The 19,732-nt window shown below is 42.2% G+C and carries 14 protein-coding genes; 5 read left to right on the forward strand and 9 right to left on the reverse strand.

Features of this window, described 5'->3' with window-relative positions; all coding sequences use genetic code 11:
* Nucleotides 1-127 precede the first annotated feature (127 nt).
* The 4 genes from AC07E5_RS02670 to AC07E5_RS02685 form a co-directional block, all read right to left on the reverse strand.
* Nucleotides 128-1,234 (reverse strand): alpha-hydroxy acid oxidase, encoded by a 1,107-nt coding sequence (locus tag AC07E5_RS02670; protein ID WP_004974839.1) that lies wholly within the window; start codon nucleotides 1,232-1,234, stop codon nucleotides 128-130.
* Nucleotides 1,231-1,914: a Fe2+-dependent dioxygenase gene (locus AC07E5_RS02675; RefSeq protein WP_253131864.1), complete on the reverse strand. Its 684-nt coding sequence runs from the start codon at nucleotides 1,912-1,914 to the stop codon at nucleotides 1,231-1,233. The genes AC07E5_RS02670 and AC07E5_RS02675 overlap by 4 nt, the downstream gene beginning before the upstream one ends.
* 159 nt (nucleotides 1,915-2,073) lie before the next feature.
* Nucleotides 2,074-4,308: a catecholate siderophore receptor Fiu gene (locus AC07E5_RS02680; protein ID WP_253131862.1), complete on the reverse strand. Its 2,235-nt coding sequence runs from the start codon at nucleotides 4,306-4,308 to the stop codon at nucleotides 2,074-2,076.
* 295 nt (nucleotides 4,309-4,603) lie between these two features.
* Nucleotides 4,604-6,739 carry a TonB-dependent receptor domain-containing protein gene (locus AC07E5_RS02685; RefSeq protein ID WP_253131861.1) on the reverse strand — a complete coding sequence of 712 codons (2,136 nt, stop codon included), beginning with the start codon at nucleotides 6,737-6,739 and terminating at the stop codon, nucleotides 4,604-4,606.
* A gap of 265 nt (nucleotides 6,740-7,004) precedes the next feature.
* Between AC07E5_RS02685 and tig the strand changes: the two genes are divergently transcribed.
* From tig to AC07E5_RS02705, 4 genes are all read left to right on the forward strand, one after another.
* Nucleotides 7,005-8,336, forward strand: a complete 1,332-nt coding sequence (gene tig / locus AC07E5_RS02690; protein WP_253131860.1) for a trigger factor — start codon at nucleotides 7,005-7,007, stop codon at nucleotides 8,334-8,336.
* Nucleotides 8,337-8,526: 190 nt separating this feature from the next.
* Complete coding sequence (gene clpP / locus AC07E5_RS02695; RefSeq protein ID WP_004974855.1) at nucleotides 8,527-9,132, forward strand: ATP-dependent Clp endopeptidase proteolytic subunit ClpP; 606 nt, start codon at nucleotides 8,527-8,529, stop codon at nucleotides 9,130-9,132.
* A 29-nt stretch (nucleotides 9,133-9,161) separates the two neighbouring features.
* Nucleotides 9,162-10,472 (forward strand): ATP-dependent protease ATP-binding subunit ClpX, encoded by a 1,311-nt coding sequence (clpX, locus tag AC07E5_RS02700; protein ID WP_004974856.1) that lies wholly within the window; start codon nucleotides 9,162-9,164, stop codon nucleotides 10,470-10,472.
* 192 nt (nucleotides 10,473-10,664) lie between these two features.
* Entirely contained in the window at nucleotides 10,665-11,381 is a 717-nt protein-coding gene (locus tag AC07E5_RS02705) for a DUF2846 domain-containing protein (RefSeq protein ID WP_096901390.1), read from the forward strand.
* Between the two features lie 102 nt (nucleotides 11,382-11,483).
* Here AC07E5_RS02705 and AC07E5_RS02710 read toward each other — a convergent pair whose 3' ends face one another.
* Nucleotides 11,484-13,010, reverse strand: a complete 1,527-nt coding sequence (locus AC07E5_RS02710) for a fumarate hydratase (protein WP_168417897.1) — start codon at nucleotides 13,008-13,010, stop codon at nucleotides 11,484-11,486.
* A 236-nt stretch (nucleotides 13,011-13,246) separates the two neighbouring features.
* Here AC07E5_RS02710 and AC07E5_RS02715 point away from each other — a divergent pair, with 236 nt between their 5' ends.
* Entirely contained in the window at nucleotides 13,247-13,858 is a 612-nt protein-coding gene (locus AC07E5_RS02715) for a class I SAM-dependent DNA methyltransferase (protein WP_253131859.1), read from the forward strand.
* Nucleotides 13,859-13,972: 114 nt separating this feature from the next.
* Here AC07E5_RS02715 and pta read toward each other — a convergent pair whose 3' ends face one another.
* The 4 genes from pta to AC07E5_RS02735 form a co-directional block, all read right to left on the reverse strand.
* The gene (pta, locus tag AC07E5_RS02720) at nucleotides 13,973-16,114 is read right to left on the reverse strand and encodes a phosphate acetyltransferase (protein ID WP_253131858.1); all 2,142 of its coding nucleotides are present in this window, start codon (nucleotides 16,112-16,114) and stop codon (nucleotides 13,973-13,975) included.
* 55 nt (nucleotides 16,115-16,169) lie between these two features.
* Complete coding sequence (locus AC07E5_RS02725) at nucleotides 16,170-17,387, reverse strand: acetate/propionate family kinase (RefSeq protein ID WP_096901391.1); 1,218 nt, start codon at nucleotides 17,385-17,387, stop codon at nucleotides 16,170-16,172.
* Between the two features lie 340 nt (nucleotides 17,388-17,727).
* The gene (locus AC07E5_RS02730) at nucleotides 17,728-18,138 is read right to left on the reverse strand and encodes a hypothetical protein (RefSeq protein ID WP_253131856.1); all 411 of its coding nucleotides are present in this window, start codon (nucleotides 18,136-18,138) and stop codon (nucleotides 17,728-17,730) included.
* 186 nt (nucleotides 18,139-18,324) lie between these two features.
* On the reverse strand, nucleotides 18,325-19,590 hold the full coding sequence (locus AC07E5_RS02735) for a glutamate-5-semialdehyde dehydrogenase (RefSeq protein WP_096901406.1): 1,266 nt from the start codon (nucleotides 19,588-19,590) through the stop codon (nucleotides 18,325-18,327).
* Nucleotides 19,591-19,732: the final 142 nt, after the last annotated feature.

A 19,732-nucleotide genomic window follows, 5' to 3' on the forward strand; every position in this document is an offset into this window, starting at 1 on the left:
GGAGGCTATCGCTAAAAGTAGAATCATGGCACTTGTAAACCAATATCTGTATGTTAATCGATCTGCAAGGGTAATAATTCCCTGTTTTTTACAGATACGGCATGTGTTGTGAAATATTTTTCTGATATTAGCTATTTTGGTGATAAATATAGCTGCTGTTGATTTGTTTGATGCAGCTTGTTCCCATAAGTGCCATTGTGACTTCAAATTCTTCCTTTAACAGTTTAATGCTATGCGCTGCCCCTAGCGCGCCTGCAACTGCCAAGCCATAAATATATGGACGACCGACCAAAACCGCACTTGCTCCCAAGGCCAGTGCTTTAAAAATATCTGTGCCACGACGAATCCCACTGTCTAATAAAATTGGGAAATCGTGCGATAAAATTTTTCGCATCGTGCCTAAAATTTGAATTGGGCTGACCGCGGTATCTAAAATTCGGCCACCATGATTAGACACAATAATACCGTGTGCTCCGTACTGATATGCCTGCTGCGCATCGGCAGGATGTAAAATACCTTTGAGTAAAATAGGCAGTGGACTGTGTTGTAGCAACCAAGCAATATCTTCCCATGTGGCAGCCTGCTGCATCAATCCATCAAAAAGAGGGTGCTGATTTTCCTTAAGCGGAGTGGTATTTACAGATGATTGATATACCGCCCGAATATGTGCAGGCAATTGAAAAGCAGCGCGACGTTCCCGATCTCGAATGCCCATGTGCGGTGCATCAACCGTGAGTACAATGGCTTGATAGGCATAGTGTTGCGCTTGAAAAATCAAATCCAAAGCAGCTTTACGACTGCCTTGCCAATACAGTTGAAACCATTTTGCCGCGCCCGAAACCTGATTCAGTGTGCTCATTGAAGTGGTACTTAAATGACTGAGAATCATGGGGGCTTGTAGGGCGGCTGCCGCTTGCGCTGTAGCAATTTCCCCCTGTGGATGAAACAGTTGTTGGTAAGCCACGGGCGCTAAAAAAATTGGGTGTGGATACTGTTCGCCCAAGAGCTGAATTTGCGTATTTGCCCCTGCAAAAGTATTTAAATGACGGGGCAATAATTGAATATCGGCAAACGCACGTAAATTGTTGTTCAGACTATATTCATCGCCTGCAGCGCCTTCTAAATTGGCCCAAGTGGCTGCATCTAAATGTAATTGAGCCTGTTTTTGATAGTCGGCAATGGTGTGTAAATGTGGCGGGATGTGATTCAAAGCTGCCAATGGCGTGGTATTCATAACTGACTCCATTGACGAATCAGATTGTGATAATGTGCAGTCAGTGCCAATACTTCTGCTGTATCTCCAAGTTGTTGACGCAATTGCAAAATAGTCATATCTAAATTGAACAGCATACTGCGTTGCCAGTCATCTTTAACCATACTTTGACACCATGTAAACGCTGCAATTCTTTGACCTGCGGTGACAGGTTCGACCCGATGTAAACTGGTAGCAGGGTACACGATGGCATCACCTGCACTGAGTTTGACTTCATGACTACCGTAATTGTCTTCAATAATCAGTTCACCGCCCTGATATTCTTCAGGCTCACTTAAAAACAGGGTCATGGACACATCCGTGCGAATCGGACGTTGTACCTGTGCGCAATATTGCACGGCATTATCAACATGATTGCCATAGGCTGCTGTGTTTTGATAACAATTGAACATCGGCTGGAGGATATGCAAAGGGAGCGCGAACGACTGTAATAAAGTCTGTTGTTTCAGTGCGCTGAGGATGTCTTGTGACAGTGTTGCATAGCTCGGATGTTGCAGGTCAAACTGCAAATTCTGTTTAATTTTCTGTGCTTGTGCACCTGCACTGAGTTGACCATTTTGCCATGCAGATGCGGTGTCCAATTCAGCACGAATTCGTTGGACTTGCACTTTGCTGAGGACTTCTGGAATGTGAAGCATCATACCGATTCTTCCTGAAAAAGTTTGAATTCAAACTGCTGAACATTCTACACCGTTGTTCAGCATGCAAAGTTCGAGCAATAGATGGTATGAAAAATAATCTATCGCTCGAATCTAAATCTGTAGCCTGTTTTAAGCGGGCTACTACAGATTTGCTATAACTTAGAACTTGTAGTTTAAGCTGATTGCTGCCGAGCGTGGCTGCCCAAGAACGACGCGACCACCACCATTGTTTAGTGTGCTGATGTATTCTTTATCGGCAAGGTTATAAAGGTTTAAATTTAACGAGGCATTTTTGTTGAAGTTGTAGCCTGCCAATGCATCAAACACGACATAGCCTGGAATATTTGGCATGTTGGCTGGTGCGTTGCTGTCAGTCACAACACGTTTTTGTTCATCGACATAACGCGCGCCCAAACCTAATTTAAAGCCCGCCCAGTCGTAGGTTGACCATAAACTTGCAGTCCATTCAGGCGACCAACGTTCTGATACGGTTGTGGCACTCGTTGAACGTTGATTGAGTTGTTTCACTTTCATGTGCGCAACGCCTGCAGACAAATTCCAGTTATCGGTCATTTGACCAACGGCACTCAGCTCAACGCCATCGACTCGCTTTTTACCTTCTTGTACTGCAAGCTGAGAAATTGGATCTATGGTTGATTGGTTTTCATTTTCTGTACGATACGCTGCAGCAGCCAGAGCCAGCTTGCCTTGGAGTAACTCCCATTTGCTGCCTACTTCATAATGATGAGTTTCTTGAGGCTGCGCATTGATCGCGTCATTGCCTGATTCAGACAGGGTAAAGTTGGTGCTGCCGGGTGGCGTTAGTGATTTTGCATACGCAGCGTAAATGCTGCTATTTAACGTAGGCTTATACACAGCGCCAAGTTTCCAACTGAACAGCGTATCGTGGGTGCTCAGATCTGTGGCCACCAAAGCATTTCCCCCACGTGGCAGAGTAAGCCCTTGATAATCTGTTTCATAATAATCGACCCGTACGCCACCATTCAGTTGAAAACGCTCCCCAAATTTTAGAGTATCAAATAAATATGCGGCTGCCGTTTGGGTTTCACCATCGGTATAACCGCCATTATAAATAAGCGCTGGCATGGCTTGATTGCGGTCTGGGTGATAAAGATTGGCCCACGGTGTATCGGCAGTGGCTTCGCCAGGCAGCTGAGTTGCCATGAGTTTGCTAGATTGCTGTTCTTTTAAAAACTCCATGCCTGCAACAACATCATGCTGTACTGCCCCCGTTTTGACACTCCAGTTTAAAGTGCTTTGATTGGCCAGAATTTTATTTTCTTGATCGACGCCTTGGCGGGAGCGGTTCACTTCCCATTCGGCAGGGTTTGATGAACCATTGGTTCGAAGACCATTTGCACCTGTATTGATGCCTGTTAAAACCCGATTCATGTGGGTTTTCGCTACACGGGTGATATTGGTCAGTTTGAGTTGATCGGTTAAATCACTTTCAATTTTTGCGGTGAACATATCAGCATCGACATCTTCATAGTCATTGACATGGCCATAAAAATTCTCCCGATTGACTTTAGGCGCAGTGGCTAACAGTGAATCGGTATTGTAAAAGCCTTGCATGCCCACAGTTGGAATGCCACCATCTGGAATATTGCGTTGTCTGATGTGTTGAGAATATAAATACAGGCGTGTGGCAGTATTTAATCCAAAGGCAATAGAAGGGGCGATGGCATAACTATTGTTTTCAATATAGTCGCGTCCTTCTATGCCGCCTTCTTGACCCATCACATTCAGGCGAAAGGCGGTATTTGGATTGATAGCCTGGTTAATATCTGCAGAAAGTCTTGTATGTTGTGCTGTGTTGTAAGTTGCAGAAATTTCCTGACTGCTTTCACTTTGCGGTAATTTGCTGACCAAATTGATATAACCCGATGCTGCACCACGACCCGCTTCTGAACCCGATGGGCCTTTGACAACTTCAATTTGATCAATGTTAAATACATCACGGCTGATTGCGCCTAAATCTCGGACACCATCAACATAGGTCGATGTTTGGGTGGAAAAACCACGCATTTGAAAGGCATCGCCAGCACTAGTATTGCCATTTTCTCCCAATTGTAGAGTAATGCCTGGTGTATTGCGTAAGGCTTCAACCAATGACGTTGCGCCTTGTTCTTGTAGAATTTCTTTTTTAATCACAGAAATTGTTTGTGGGGTATCTAACAACGGCTGAGTGTGTTTTGCGGAACTTAAGTTATCTGCCTTGTATTTGCTTTCAGCTTCAGATTTAACGGTAATAGTGGGAAGCTGGGTGACGTCATCTTCAGGGTTTGCTGCATGAGCAAGTAGTGGAAGAGAGGCGGCTAAAGCCATCAGTTGCGCAGAGCGGTTGTGTTTGCGACTTTTGATCTGTGCCATTTATGCGATTTCCCTAAGTATGTACCAACACGAGGTCAAGCTTTATTCGTTGGTTCAAGCTCAAAATGTGAATAAAGTGTGAAGTTATTGTTATGACGTCTATAACAAGTGTTGCTAATTGTATTGAGAATCATTATCAATCTCAATGTGTGAGGGGTGGGTTTGTGTGGTTTTTATTTGAAAATAATAATCATTATCAATATTTTTATTTAAAAAAACGATACAACAGTAAAAAAAGGAGTGAGAAAAGGTAGAAAACCCTGCCGAAGCAGGGTTGAAAAAAGAAATTTAAGGCTTAGAAGTCATAAGAAACAGAAAGCCAGTAGTTGCGACCTGAAATGTAAGTACCTTGTATGCTTGAACCTAAGCTAAGGTACTTGTAGCCAGTAACATTGCCATTTGTTTTATGTTCAGTGAAGTCTTTATCTAGAAGATTGTTCACAGCCATATTGAAGCGTATCTTGTCTGTCGGTGAGTAACTTGCACCTAAATTAAACAAGTTATAGCCAGCTAATTTATCTCCATACATATTATAAATAATTAGGTTATTACCACCTGTAGGTTTAGAACTAAAACGAGTACGCTCTGATTTATATTCATGCTGTAACCATATATCAACGTTCGGATTAATGTGCCAAGTCGAGGTTAGGTTAAAGGCATTGCGTGGATTATTGTTATAATTTAATCCTTCATCTTTACCATCTGTAATTTCACTTTTGGTGTAGGTATAGGCCGCTTTAACATTCCATTCAGGAATAATGCTGTACTGCAAAGAAGCTTCAGCACCATAGATTTTGGCTTCGTTGGCATTTACACTTCTAGAGCAATCATCTACAGGGCAAATCGCTAAATTAGAGATGTCTTGGGAAACAATAGCATCTTCAATTTGGCTGTAAAAGCCTGTGGCGGTAAAATTCAGCTGATCATTAGGCTGTAAATTAAAACCAAGTTCGTAATTGGTTGATGTTTCTGGTTTTAAAGCAGAGTTACCAAATACATAGGTCGAACCCTGACCACTCATATTGATTAAACCATCGTAGAGTGCCTTAGGCGAAGGTGCTTTATAACCTGTGCTGACACCACCCTTAATGGTTAAAATATCATTGGTATTCCAGACTAAATAAGCACGTGGACTAAACTCGCCACCAAAACCAGAGTGGTCTTCATAGCGTGTACCAAACGTGAAGGTCAAATTGTCGAGTAAGCTCCACTCATCTTCGGCATAGATTGCCCAAGAGTCTTTCTCAAATTCATCTTTGCCGCTTTTATGTTGAGCAATATTGTCACGAATGGTGAGCTTTTTATATTCTGCACCGACTGTAACTTTGTGCGCACCAAAGGTGGAAATTAGATGGCTATCTGCAACCAGATCGGTATTTTCTAAAGTACGGTCACTGCCAATGAGTGGATTGTTCTGCTGCGCAGTTTTGTCAAAAGCATCGGTTGGTAGAGTACGACCTTTAGTTTCAGTGTCTGAATGGCTAACATAGCTTTTCCAAATCCCAAAATCGTAATTACCTTCATGTCCCAAAGAAATTTGAGTACGGTTGAATTCTAATTCATCTTTATAACCTGATGCTTTGGTTGCGGTATCTAAAGTCCCTAAACGGTTATCTTCATTTTTATATTGCTGGCTAGAATGAAAACCATCTATCCAAAATGAATTTTGATCATCCAGTTTAAAGTCGAGTTTAGCACCAACATCGTAATTGTCTGCTGTACTTGGGCGTGGGTCACGACCTGTTGAGCCCTGAATGCGTTCTGAACGCTGACGGTCTAAATAGCTACCACGTAGTTGTAAGCCTAAACGTTCATTGATCAGTGGGCCATTGACAACAAAATTGGTTTTCCATGAGTCGGCTTCGGCATTGTTTTCCATTACATTACCGCTGATAGTGACATTACCATTCCATTCATCTGACACTTTTTTGGTAATGATATTGATCACACCGCCCATTGCCTCTGAGCCATAGCGCGTTGCCATAGGGCCACGAATTACTTCAATGCGTTCAATTGAAGCAAGTGGTGGCAAAAATCCATTTGATGTTTCACCAAAACCATTCGGAGTGACATCTGAAGATGTGGTTTGACGACGTCCATCAATCAGAATCAGCGTGTACTCTTGCCCCATACCACGCAAACCGATATTTAAGTTTGAGGTTTTACCTACGCCGTTACGAATATCGACTCCAGGGACATCAGCCAGTAAGTCAGCAATGCTAGTGGCATTTTTCTTTTCAATATCTTCTTTGGTGACCACACTAATAGAAGCAGGGGCATTTTTTAGTTCTTGTTCAAACCCTGCCGCTGAAACCACAATTGTGGAAAGTTGGTGGGTTGAAGTCGCATCGGTAGAGGTATTTGCGAAAACAGCAGTAGAGGTTGCCCCAAGTAATGCAAGACACAGCGGGTGTAGGTTGAACTTAGCCATAAAATTATATCTCTAATATGAATCAATGATCCTAATTTAGACCTATATGGTAATTAGAATCATTCATGAAGGAGTTGGCTAATAATAATGATAAGGATTCTTATTTACAACAAGAAATATACACAAAGTTGAAAATTTACAGAAAATAGCGCTCCGATTAAAAAAATTCAGTCGAGATCAGAACGTATTTTGTATATCCTTTAATGTTGTCATATAATGTGGCACTTTTTTATAAACTGTTATTACTAACTATATCGAGGAAGCCATGCAAGTAACTTCTGAAGCGGTTTCGGGCGTTGCCCGTCGTTTAAATGTATCTGTACCGACGAGCCGTATTAACGAGCAGTTTGAAGCTCGCTTGAAACGCACTGCCAAAACTGTGAAGATCAACGGCTTCCGTCCAGGTAAAGTGCCTCTAAACGTTGTTCGTCGTGAATACGGTGCGGGTATTTATCAAGAAGTGGTCAACGACATTATTCGTGACACCGTGTTTGAAGCAATCCAACAAGAAAAAATCAATGCTGTGGGTATGCCAAACATCGAAAAAACTGAAATGAAAGACGACGCTTTAGTATATGAAGCGACTGTTGAAGTTTATCCAGAAGTTGAAGTGAAATTTGACGGTTTGGAAGTTGAACGCAAGTCTTCTGAAGTAAATGATAGCGATGTTGAACAAATGCTTGAAAACCTTCAAAAGCAACGTGCTTCTTGGGTTGAAACCAAAGGCATGGCGAAAAAAGACATGCAAGTGACTTTTGACTTTGAAGGTACTGTAGATGGCGAGAAGTTTGAAGGCGGTGAAGCTGAAGACTTTAAACTGGTACTTGGTTCTGGTCGCATGATTCCTGGTTTTGAAGATGGTATCGTGGGCATGAAAAAAGGCGAAGAGAAAGTGATTGATGTAACTTTCCCTGAAGACTACCAAGCAGCGAACCTTGCAGGTAAAGCAGCACAATTCAAAATCACATTGAAGCTGGTTGAAAAGCAAAAACTTCCAGAAATTGATGCTGAATTCCTACAAATCTTCGGTATTTCTGAAGAAGAAGGCGTAGAAAAGTTAAAAGCTGACGTTCGTAAAAACATGGAACGTGAAGTGAAAAACGGTTTACGTAACCAAGTAAAAGGTGCAACTTTTGATGCACTCGTTGCGGCAAACGAAGTTGAACTTCCAGCAGCGATGGTTGCTCAAGAAGTTGACCGTCAACGTCAGCAAATGATTCAGCAATTCACTCAGCAGTTTGGTGCGCAAGGTGCAAAAGCATTTGACTCAAGCATGCTTCCAGATGAATTGTTCAAAGAACAAGCTGAAAAATCTGTAAAACTAGGCGTATTGGTCAGCAAAGTATTGGCAGATGCTAAACTTGAAGTAGATCAAGCGCGTGTAGATGCTTACATCGAAGATATGGCTTCTTCTTATGAAGATCCAAACGAAGTGATTGAATACTTCAAAAATGACAAACAACAGCGTTCACAAATCGAAGCAGTTGTTTTAGAAGATCAGGTTGTAGATCACATCTTGGCTTCTGCAAAAGTGACTGATACATCTGTAAGCTATGAAGACTTATTGAAAGAGCAACAAGCTCGTCAACAAGGCTAATAGGCTTTAGGTAAAAAAGGCGCTTTGTGCGCCTTTTTTATTGCATCGCAGTTTTTGGGTTTTTCACAGATCGACAACATTTAACTCAAAATATCTACGATTTAAGCTGTGAATATTTTGCAATTTAGACAATTATCCCTCATATTGTGAACATGAGTCGTGTCACAAGAATTTAGGAATAAATAACCATATGTATGTTCCAACAATTGAAAATGCTTTAGTGCCCATGGTGGTTGAACAATCCTCTCGTGGTGAGCGTTCTTTTGATATTTATTCACGTCTTTTACGTGAACGTGTCATTTTTTTGACGGGTGAAGTCGAAGATAATATGGCCAACTTAATTGTGGCGCAGATGTTGTTTTTAGAAGCAGAAAACCCGGATAAAGATATTCACCTATACATTAACTCACCAGGCGGTTCTGTGACTGCAGGTATGGCAATTTACGATACCATGCAATTTATTAAACCAGACGTCGTGACTTACTGTATGGGACAAGCAGCATCTATGGGTGCATTCCTGTTAAATGCAGGCGCAAAAGGTAAGCGTTACTGTCTTGAGAATGCCCGCGTTATGATTCACCAACCATTGGGTGGTTTCCGTGGTCAGGCATCAGATATTGAAATTCATGCGCGTGAAATTCTATTCATTAAAGAGCGTTTGAACCGTTTAATGGCAGAACATAGTGGTCAGGACTATGAAACTGTCGCAAGAGATACCGACCGTGACAACTTCATGACTGCGCAGGCAGCGAAGGAATACGGTCTTGTGGATGAAGTTTTAACAAAACGTCCATAAGTTTTAAAGATTGAGATATTGGAGTGACTATGTCCGAACATCCTCAGGGACAAAAACATTGTTCATTTTGCGGTAAAACGCAGTCTGAAGTCGGGAAGCTGATTGCAGGCGAGGACGCATACATCTGTAATGAATGTGTGGACGTATGCTTAGACTTGGTTCAGACCAGTCAACAAGTTGAGTCGGGTGATTGGGCAACACGTCCATTGCCAAAACCACATGAAATTCGTGCTGCGCTTGATCAGTATGTAATTGGTCAAGATACTGCGAAAAAAACCTTATCGGTTGCAGTATATAACCATTACAAACGCCTAAAAGTGAGCAATCAGGCGCATAAAGCAGGAGATGCTGTCGAAATCTCAAAAAGTAACATCATGTTGGTAGGTCCAACGGGTTCGGGTAAAACCTTACTTGCACAGACCTTAGCACGTCTATTAGATGTGCCTTTTGCAATGGCAGATGCCACGACTTTAACCGAAGCGGGTTATGTGGGTGAAGATGTCGAAAACATCGTGCAAAAGCTGTTGCAAAAAGCCGATTACGATGTAGAAAAAGCACAAAAAGGCATTATCTACATTGATGAAATTGACAAGATCACGCGTAAGTCTGAAAACCCATCAATTACTCGTGATGTGTCTGGTGAAGGTGTTCAGCAAGCCTTGCTCAAAATGATTGAAGGCACGGTGGCTTCTATTCCGCCTCAAGGTGGACGTAAGCATCCGCAGCAAGAATTCATTCAAATTGATACTTCAAATATCTTGTTTATTTGCGGTGGCGCATTCTCTGGTTTAGAGAAAATTGTGCAGCAACGCCAAGAAAAAGGCGGCATTGGTTTTACGGCAGACGTGAAGAAAAAAGATGAAGGCAAGAAATTGTCTGATTTATTTCGTCAGGTAGAAGCAACCGATTTGGTGAAATTTGGCTTAATTCCAGAGTTCATTGGTCGTTTGCCTGTAATTGCAACGCTAGACGAGCTAGATGAAGATGCATTGATGCAAATTCTGACCGAGCCGAAAAATGCCTTAACCCGTCAATATCAATACTTATTCGAGATGGAAAATGTCGATTTAGTCTTTGAAGATGCGGCATTACGTGCAGTGGCGAAAAAAGCCCTTGAACGTAATACAGGTGCGCGTGGTTTGCGTTCAATTCTGGAAAATGCCTTGCTCGAAACCATGTACGACTTGCCAAGCCGTACCGATGTTGGCACAGTGGTAGTGACTGAAGCGGTGATTGAAGAAGGTGCTAAACCTGAATTTCAGACCGAACGTCAGCCTCAAACAGAAGAACCTGCAGCAGAAAAAATTGACTTAAAAGTATTAGACAGCAAAACTGCTTAATACGCTATTCGTCTGAAACGTGCCGAAACGCTAGGTTTCGGCACGTTTTTTATTGTCAAAAAAATCAAGGCAGTGTTAATCTTAGACCTAGGCGTGGATGCCCATTATTCAAAACAACAATTGCAAAATGAATTTGCAGCGTGATTTCAAAAACGTGATTTACAAAAATAAGAAACGCAGTGAGGGATAGACATGCGTGGTGTCGCAATCTTGGTCGTGACCAGTTTAATGTTGCTGGGATGTCATGGCAAAAAAAACGTGGTGCAACAAACGCAACCACCTAGTACCTTAAAAGTTTTAGATTTAGAACAAAAACCTGGTTTTGTAGAACAACACCGTTTGGGCATGATGACCATTGGTGGTTGGGTCAATCAAAAACTAGGGCAAAATTTTAAACCTGTTCAGGCTCAACATGCCGATGCTGCCATCGTGTATTTATATCGTCCAGATTCCAAATGGAACAGACAGGAAATTGTCGCGACCAGTATGTTTATCAACAAACATCGGATTCCAAGTTTACTACACAATCATTATTACTGGGTTGAACTGGCACCAGGTGCGTATCGTCTGAGTGTGAGCCGTCCTTTGGGGGCATTACATTTCCAAAAACCGAAGTATTTGGATTTTCAGGTGCAGGCAGGGCAGTCGTATTTTATTAAGTATGATGAAGAAAACCTAAGTACTCGCAAAGAAGTTTCTGGGCCTTTAATGCTCATGCCTGCAAGTACGGCACAACAGGAAATTGCATTTACTCAACTAAAAACAGAAAGCTATAACTTTGTCGCGGAAGATCAAACCACAGGCAAGTTGCGTAAAAAGCCACAAAAAATCAAGCATGAGAAATATGACCCTGCGGAAGATGTGCACTTAACCCAACCCTTTAAATTGTGGGATCCGAGAACGTGGTAAGGTTTTGCATCTTTATCTCATGCATTGCTTTTATTTATTTCCAGTAAGCATAAAAAAGCACCCAATGTTGGGTGCTTTTTCGCTTATTACTAAATTGGAATATTATTCTGCTGCAGCATCTACAACGGGAATCTTGCCAATTTTAGCTTGCCAGATTTTTGGTGCAATCGCGTGGATAGATGTACCATTGACATCTACCGCAACAGATACAGGCATATCTTCAACTTTGAATTTGTAGATTGCTTCCATACCTAAGTCTTCAAAAGCAACCACTTCTGCTTCACGTACTGCTTTAGATACGAGGTAAGCCGCACCACCTACAGCCATGAGGTAAGTCGCTTTGTGATCTTTGATCGCTTCAATTGCTGCAGGACCACGATCTGCCTTACCAATCATACCGAACAAACCTGTGTGTTCTAAGACTTGGCGAGTAAATTTGTCCATACGAGTTGCAGTTGTCGGACCTGCAGGGCCAACGACTTCATCACCAACAGGATCAACAGGGCCAACGTAGTAAATGAATTTGCCTTTTAAGTCGACTGGTAATTCTTCACCATTGTTGATCATGTCGACCATGCGCTTATGTGCAGCATCACGACCTGTGTAAATCGTACCGTTTAATAATAAAGTATCGCCCGGCTGCCAAGTGTTCATTTCTTCTTGAGTGATGTTGTCTAAATCTACACGTTTAGATTTAGAAGAGTCCCAAGTCACTTCTGGGTAGTCATCCAGTTTAGGTGCTTGAATGTGTGCAACACCTGAACCATCTAACTGGAAGTGTGCGTGACGAGTTGCCGCACAGTTTGGAATCATACCCACTGGTTTGCCTGCAGCGTGGCAAGGGTAGTCTTTGATTTTAATATCAAGAACTGTGGTTAAACCACCTAAACCTTGTGCACCAATACCAAGTGCGTTCACTTTCTCGAAGATCTCGATACGGAGTTCTTCCATTTTGTTTTGTGGGCCACGACGTAATAATTCGTCCATGTTGATTTCTTCCATGAGTGCTTCTTTTGCAAGCATCATGGCTTTTTCGGCAGTACCACCAATACCAATACCAAGCATACCCGGTGGACACCAGCCTGCGCCCATAGTCGGAACAGTTTTAAGTACCCAATCTACAATTGAGTCAGATGGGTTCAACATCGCCAATTTAGATTTGTTTTCTGAACCGCCACCTTTGGCAGCAACTGTAATATCTACTTTGTTACCCGGAACGAGTTTGTAGTGAATTACTGCAGGGGTGTTGTCTTTGGTGTTTTTACGACCAAATGCAGGATCAGCCAATACCGATGCACGAAGTACGTTTGAGTTTTCTAGGTAACCTTGACGTACACCTTCGTTGATCGCGTCGTCCAAGCTCATGGTTAAATCAAATTTAACGTCTAAACCCACTTCAAGGAATACGTTTACGATACCAGTATCTTGACAGATTGGACGATGACCTTCTGCACACATACGTGAGTTAATTAAGATCTGTGCAATCGCATCTTTCGCAGCTTTGTTTTCTTCACGATCATAAGCACGGCTCATCGCTTGGATGAAGTCTTGTGGATGATAGTAGGAAATGAACTGAAGCGCGTCTTTGATCGAAGTGATCAAGTCATCTTGCTTGATAATAGTTGTCATATCAAAAATCTCTTGAGCGGGCGGATAGCTAGCGGGCTAAATTATAAGATAAAATGCAGCGATTGTGGGCACTTTGATCAAGCTTTGGGCGAAAGTTTAATATCAGTCGTTAGCTTGAGAGAATTTGTGAAATATCCATAAAATTATGTCGTCAAAACGGGCCATGATTTTGCTGTTTTGTTGGTGCAAATTCAGCTATGTTCAAAGACTTCTTTGGAATGATGTTAGGGGTAAATATGAATGATCACACGCATTTAGCTGCTCAGATTATCCCCATTTATCAACGGCATGCAAAAGCGTGGACAGACTTGCGCGGTCAGTTGTTATATGAAAAAACTTGGCTGGACCGTTTTCTTGCTTATTTGCCTGCGCAGGCCAAAATATTAGATTTGGGCTGTGGTTCGGGGCGTCCTATTGCTGCATATCTATTACAGCATGGGTATCAACTTACAGGGGTAGATAGCGCAGACAGCATGCTGGAGATGGCACGTGAACATTTTCCTGAACAGTGCTGGATTGAAGCCGATATGCGCTCAGTGAACTTGAATCGGTGCTTTGATGGTATTTTGGCGTGGGATAGCTTTTTTCATTTAACGCCAAACGATCAGCGCTGCATGTTCGAGAAATTTGCGCAATGGTCTACCGCCAATACAGTTTTAATGTTTAGCAGTGGACCTGCTGCGGGTGAGGCGATTGGGGAAATGTTTGGTGAAGCACTTTATCACGCCAGTTTGTCGCAGGATGAATATCGGCAATTGTTAAAAGATTATGGCTTTAAAGTTGTGAAAATGCTCGCGGAAGATCAGGACTGTGCAGGGCATACGGTGTGGTTGGTGCAGAGGTTTTAAAAATAGATTGGATGGAGCTAATCAATTTTTGTAGTGATCTATGAATCTACAGTGTGGAATAAAAAAACCACCCAATTTTTCAATCAGGTGGTTTGTAAAACTTAACTTTACGAATTATTGAGCTGCTTGTTGCTCTGCCTGAATCGCAGTCAATGCAATCGTGAACACAATGTCATCTACCAATGCACCACGTGACAAGTCATTCACTGGCTTGTTCAAGCCTTGTAGCATTGGGCCAACACTCACCACGTTAGCAGAACGCTGTACTGCTTTATACGTCGTGTTACCTGTGTTCAAGTCAGGGAAAATGAACACATTGGCGCGACCTGCAACTTGAGAGTTTGGTGCTTTAGAGCGACCAACACTTTCAACCGATGCTGCATCGTACTGTAATGGGCCATCAATCAGTAAGTCAGGACGACGTTGTTTCGCAATTTCAGTCGCTTTCGCTACTTTTTCTACGTCAGCACCTGCACCCGAAGTACCAGTTGAGTAAGAAATCATGGCAATACGTGGGTCAATACCAAACGCTTTTGCAGAGTCAGCAGATTGAATCGCAATTTCAGCCAATTGTTCAGCATCTGGGTCTGGGTTAATCGCACAGTCACCGTACACATATACTTCATCTGGTAACAGCATAAAGAATACTGAAGATACCAATGAATAATCAGGTGCAGTTTTAATGAGCTGGAATGCGGGACGAACTGTATTGGCTGTAGTATGCACAGCACCAGACACCAAACCATCAACCTGATCAAGTGCTAACATCATCGTACCTAATACGACAGTGTCTTGCAGCTGTTCACGTGCTTGATCGTCAGTAAGTTTGCCTTTACGCATTTCCACCATTTTTTCGATATAGTTTTCACGGATCAAATCAGGATCAATGATTTCTAAATCGTGTGGAAGCTCAATGCCACGTGCTTTGGCAACATCTACAACAGCTTCAGGTTTTGCCAATAGAATACAGTGGGCAATACCACGTGATTGACAAATTGCTGCAGCTTGAACGGTACGTGGTTCATCACCTTCAGGCAATACAATACGTTTTTTCGCTGCAATTGATTTTTGCACCAATTCATGGCGGAACGCAGAAGGCGATAAACGTGGTTTATGCGTATCGCTGATTAATTGCGTTAACCAGTCAGCGTTGATGTGGCTCGCAACAAAACGAGTAACTTGTTCAGCACGCTCAGTGTCATCTACAGGAATTTCATTGCTCAGGTTTAATAACTGTTGTGCAGTTTCAAAGGTGCTCAATTTAGTATGTAAAATTGGCAAGCCATTTTTCATTGCTGCTTGGCAGAACTCTAAAGCTTGTGCGCTTGGTGCTTGATGTTCAGTTAACACCAAACCTGCAAGTGGAATACCATTGCTGCTGGCTAAGCTACTGGCAAGCAATACATCGACACGGTCAGAACCACTGATAATCAGCTCGCCTGCAACGAATTTATGCATTTCGTGTTCAATATTCGATGCAATTAAGCTGCTGTGTAATACACGGCGCTGCGCTGCTTCACCTTGGTTAATCCATTCTGCAGAAATGTGTGCAGCCAAGTCCGACATGCGTGGCACACTTAAAGTATTGCTGAATGGCACCAAGCCAATCACTGGCATGCAATCTTTACCAATCATTGGATGTGTAGTTTGAATTTTGCTGACAAACTGGTTGGTGTCGCTAATTAAACGTAAGTTTGGATCAAGCGTAACAGGAATTTGTGCAGAATCTTCTGGTAAACCTTTGGTACGCATAAACAATACGCCCGCAGTACGCTCACAAGTTGCACCACCAAAGAAACGTAATTGATTGTCTACTTTTGACGCTGTTTTAACAGCATTGTTGATGTCGGCATTGCTGACAATAATGACTTTTGCATCAAGTGCTTTAGCCAAATTTGCATTCAATTCAGTTGCAAATGGATCACGTCCGTTTGGCAACACGCCTTCTACAATAATGATATCGTGATGTTTAGAAATTTCACGATGTAAACGAACTGCATCTTCAAGCAATTCGTCATTTTCATCATTTTTTAAACGCTCAGTCAGCGCAGTATAAGAAATCGGCTCAACTGTTTCATGCTTGAACAGGTGACGATACAACGCAGTTGTGCGGTCTGCTTCAGGTTGTAATTCTTGTGAAAAAGGCTTTAAGAAACCTGCTTTTACGCCTTGGCATTCCAAAGCGTAAATTAAACCTAAACATGCTGATGTTAAACCAACACCAATTTCTGTAGGAACCAAAAGTATTGTTTTCATAATTTTTTCTAAATCGTAAAGGGACTGATTGAAAGTGGCTGAGCACTACGATTGCTTAAGCAATCGCAGCGTCACATTCAGACTTTTTTGCAGCTGACTTTAGCTCCTCTGCAACTTGCGCAGTTTCTTTCGCAATACGGCCTTCTTCGTCAGTTGGTACAACCCAAATTTGTGGACCGCCTGTACCTGCATCAATACGACCTTCGGTACCGCGTTTTAAGCTGTCATTGCGTTCTTTGCTGAAGTTAAAGCCAAAGTGTGGCAAGTAAGATACAGTTTTTTCACGGATGTACGCAGAGTTTTCGCCAATACCACCTGTGAAGAATAAGCCATCTAAGCGTGGTAAACCACAGCTAAGTGCAGCTAAAGATTTAGCTAAACGGTAGCAGAATACTTCAATTGCAAGCGTTGCATCTTCGTTGCCTTGTTCAGATGCTTCAATCAGGGTACGCATGTCGTTCGATAAGCCTGACAAACCAAGTAAACCACTTTGGCTGTTTAGCATTTTGTCAATTTTGTAGATATCCCAACCTAAGTTGCTTGCAAGGAAGCTGTGTAAGCTTGGGTCTACATCACCACTACGAGTACCCATCACCAAACCTTCAAGTGGGGTTAGGCCCATCGATGTGTCTACACTTTGACCATTCCAGATTGCACAAGTCGAGCTACCGTTACCCAAGTGAGCAGTTAACCAGCCACCTTGTTTGAAGCTGCCAGCCAACTCTGAACCGCGCTCTGAAACGTATGCGTGACTTGTACCGTGGAAGCCATAACGACGTACGTTGTGGTCGGTATATAAGAATTTAGGCACTGCATAACGGTAAGCGTGAGCAGGCATCGTTTGGTGGAATGCAGTATCAAATACAGCCACTTGCGGAAGTTCTGGGAACAAACGCATTGTTGCTTCAATACCCACCAAGTGTGCAGGGTTGTGTAAAGGTGCAAGCGGAGTTGCTTCACGAATACGTTGCACGATTTCTTCAGTTAATAATTCTGCTTTGGTTAAAGTACCGCCGTGTACAACGCGGTGACCAATGGCTTGTGGCTTATATTGAGATAAGCGACCAAGAATAGTTTCCAATGCTTTTTCATGGTCAGCATGTGGAATAGAAAGTTCGAGCGGCTCACCACCTGCGGTAATGCCTTTAATGCGCGCATCAGCAGAACCTAGATTTTCTGCCAAACCAAAGATACGATCTCCAACGCTTTCAGATACAAGCGCATATTTGATAGAAGAAGATCCGCAGTTAATCACTAATACTGATGTAGTCACTTTTATGTACCCGAATTCTAATTGAAGTTATCCCTAGTCAATCAAGCTGCATTGCAAGATATGGCAAACGGCAATCTATTGTGTTGCAATCTTGATCATTACGTATGTTTTATCATGGGTTTTTTATTGCTCCTAGATAGACTTTAGGAGATTAGACTTAAGCATTATCGACCATGAAATCAGAAATAATTAAAATTTATCAGCCCAAAACTTTCATTTTTTCATGAAATGATGGTCTAAAATTTCTGCTTAATTCCTGTTGTATTCTCTTAACATAGCACACTTCATTCTGCAGGCGAGTGGCAAACTGTTTTAAATTATTTCCTCAATCTTTGTCGGTTTATTTTGATTTGGCAGCGTATTTAATTTCCGACCAACGGACAATCACATAAGCAATCAGTGCCACCATAAAAAACACCAACATCATCCACGCCAAGCCTTGTAAGGTTTCAATAATGGTGCGGTAAATTTCCAATACCCAGCGTTCTTGCGTCAGTTCAATCACAATTCTTTTGTCATTTTCGGCATAGGTGAGTGGGGTAATGTATTTTTCCATATCGTAAATACGAATGCCTGAAGATGTGCCGACCACCATGCCTGCAAATTTGGTGTACTTTGCCCATGCTTCATGAATTGGGTCGTGGATGATACGCGCCAAAATTGCATTGATGGAGCTGGAAAACAGACCCATGACAATGAACGACACCAACAGTGCTAAAGCAAAGGTACTAATAATCAAATAATAAAACATAAGCATCGCCACTCTTTTTGATGATTTTTCTAATCTTGATGGTGTTTTTATTTTAAGTGAGCGTGAGGCAGAAATGTGTAGTGGAACTGTGTCTTAAAACAATGTCTAAAAAATAGAAGGGAATAATGTTCAGCTTCCTGTGAAACTGAACATTATATTTGGATATTGCAAAATTACAGATGGATTTTATTGGCGGATTTGACCATCGCCAAACACGATCCATTTTTGTGAGGTTAAACCTTCCAAACCGACAGGGCCACGGGTATGAATTTTATCGGTAGAGATTCCAATTTCAGCACCTAAACCATATTCAAAACCATCAGCAAAGCGTGTAGAAGCGTTAATCATGACTGAACTAGAATCTACCGCAGCCAAGAATTGACGCGCCAAACTAAAGTTTTCAGTAATAATGGCATCAGTATGATGTGAACCATATTTATTGATATGTTCAATTGCCTCATCAATTCCTGAAACCACTTTAACTGCCAAAATTGGGCCTAAATATTCGGTGTACCAATCTTCTTCGGTTGCTGTTTTAACACTTGTACCCAAAATCTTTTGGGTTGCAGGACAGCCGCGTAATTCGACTTGTTTTTCTGCATATAGCTCGGCAATACGTGGCAAGAATTGTGCGGCAACAGCCTCATCGACCAACAATGTTTCCATGGCATTACAGACGCCATAACGGTGAGTTTTTGCATTCAGGGCAATAGGCAGGGCTTTTTGTAAATCGGCCTGTGCTTCTACAAATACGTGACAGTTACCATCCAAATGTTTAATCACTGGAATACGCGCTTCATTGCTGATGCGTTCAATCAGACTTTTACCGCCACGTGGCACAATTACATCTACATATTCAGACATGGTAATTAATTGCCCAACGGCAGCACGGTCTGAGGTGTTAATCACTTGCACCGATGTTTCTGGCAAGCCTGATGCTTTTAAGCCGTGTTGAATCGCGGCAGCAATCGCTTGGTTAGATTCCAGTGCTTCAGAACCACCACGTAAAATAATCGCATTGCCTGATTTTAATGCCAAAGACGCAGCTTCAAGGGTTACGTTTGGACGTGATTCGTAAATCATGCCCACCACACCTAGCGGTACACGCATTTTGCCCAATTGAATACCAGATGGACGGTAAGCCATATCGGTAATTTCACCAATTGGATCCATGAGACCAATCACATCTTTCAGACCTTGTAACATGCCTTTAAAGCGTGCGGGGTTAAGTTCTAAGCGATCAAGCAGTGCGCTATCCAAGTTGTTGTTACGACCTTTGGTCATATCAATTTGGTTGGCAGCTAAAATAGCGGACTCGCTATTTTCCAATGCCGTATAAATAGCCGATAACGCATTGTTTTTAGATTGGGTAGAAGCGCTTGCTAAGACACGAGAGGCTTGGCGTGCTTGTTGTCCTACCGTTTGCATATATTGTTCAATAGACTCTTGCATAGCGGTTTGATCACTTAGAAATTTCAACTCGATATTAACAGTCTGTGCCTGCACAATGAAGCGTCTCAGCGGAAAATCGACTAAATTGTTCAATCTTTTCATATTTTTCAATGCTTTCATCACAAAAATTAATATTTTGAAA

The organism is Acinetobacter seohaensis, from assembly GCF_056431365.1.

What these genes read in the sequence shown, in the direction of transcription:
- AC07E5_RS02670 (WP_004974839.1), bottom strand. Translation starts at nt 1,234, where the DNA reads ATGAATACCACGCCATTGGCAGCTTTGAATCACATCCCGCCACATTTA.
- AC07E5_RS02675 (WP_253131864.1), bottom strand. Translation starts at nt 1,914, where the DNA reads ATGATGCTTCACATTCCAGAAGTCCTCAGCAAAGTGCAAGTCCAACGA.
- AC07E5_RS02680 (WP_253131862.1), bottom strand. Translation starts at nt 4,308, where the DNA reads ATGGCACAGATCAAAAGTCGCAAACACAACCGCTCTGCGCAACTGATG.
- AC07E5_RS02685 (WP_253131861.1), bottom strand. Translation starts at nt 6,739, where the DNA reads ATGGCTAAGTTCAACCTACACCCGCTGTGTCTTGCATTACTTGGGGCA.
- tig (WP_253131860.1), top strand. Translation starts at nt 7,005, where the DNA reads ATGCAAGTAACTTCTGAAGCGGTTTCGGGCGTTGCCCGTCGTTTAAAT.
- clpP (WP_004974855.1), top strand. Translation starts at nt 8,527, where the DNA reads ATGTATGTTCCAACAATTGAAAATGCTTTAGTGCCCATGGTGGTTGAA.
- clpX (WP_004974856.1), top strand. Translation starts at nt 9,162, where the DNA reads ATGTCCGAACATCCTCAGGGACAAAAACATTGTTCATTTTGCGGTAAA.
- AC07E5_RS02705 (WP_096901390.1), top strand. Translation starts at nt 10,665, where the DNA reads ATGCGTGGTGTCGCAATCTTGGTCGTGACCAGTTTAATGTTGCTGGGA.
- AC07E5_RS02710 (WP_168417897.1), bottom strand. Translation starts at nt 13,010, where the DNA reads ATGACAACTATTATCAAGCAAGATGACTTGATCACTTCGATCAAAGAC.
- AC07E5_RS02715 (WP_253131859.1), top strand. Translation starts at nt 13,247, where the DNA reads ATGAATGATCACACGCATTTAGCTGCTCAGATTATCCCCATTTATCAA.
- pta (WP_253131858.1), bottom strand. Translation starts at nt 16,114, where the DNA reads ATGAAAACAATACTTTTGGTTCCTACAGAAATTGGTGTTGGTTTAACA.
- AC07E5_RS02730 (WP_253131856.1), bottom strand. Translation starts at nt 18,138, where the DNA reads ATGTTTTATTATTTGATTATTAGTACCTTTGCTTTAGCACTGTTGGTG.
- AC07E5_RS02735 (WP_096901406.1), bottom strand. Translation starts at nt 19,590, where the DNA reads ATGCAAGAGTCTATTGAACAATATATGCAAACGGTAGGACAACAAGCA.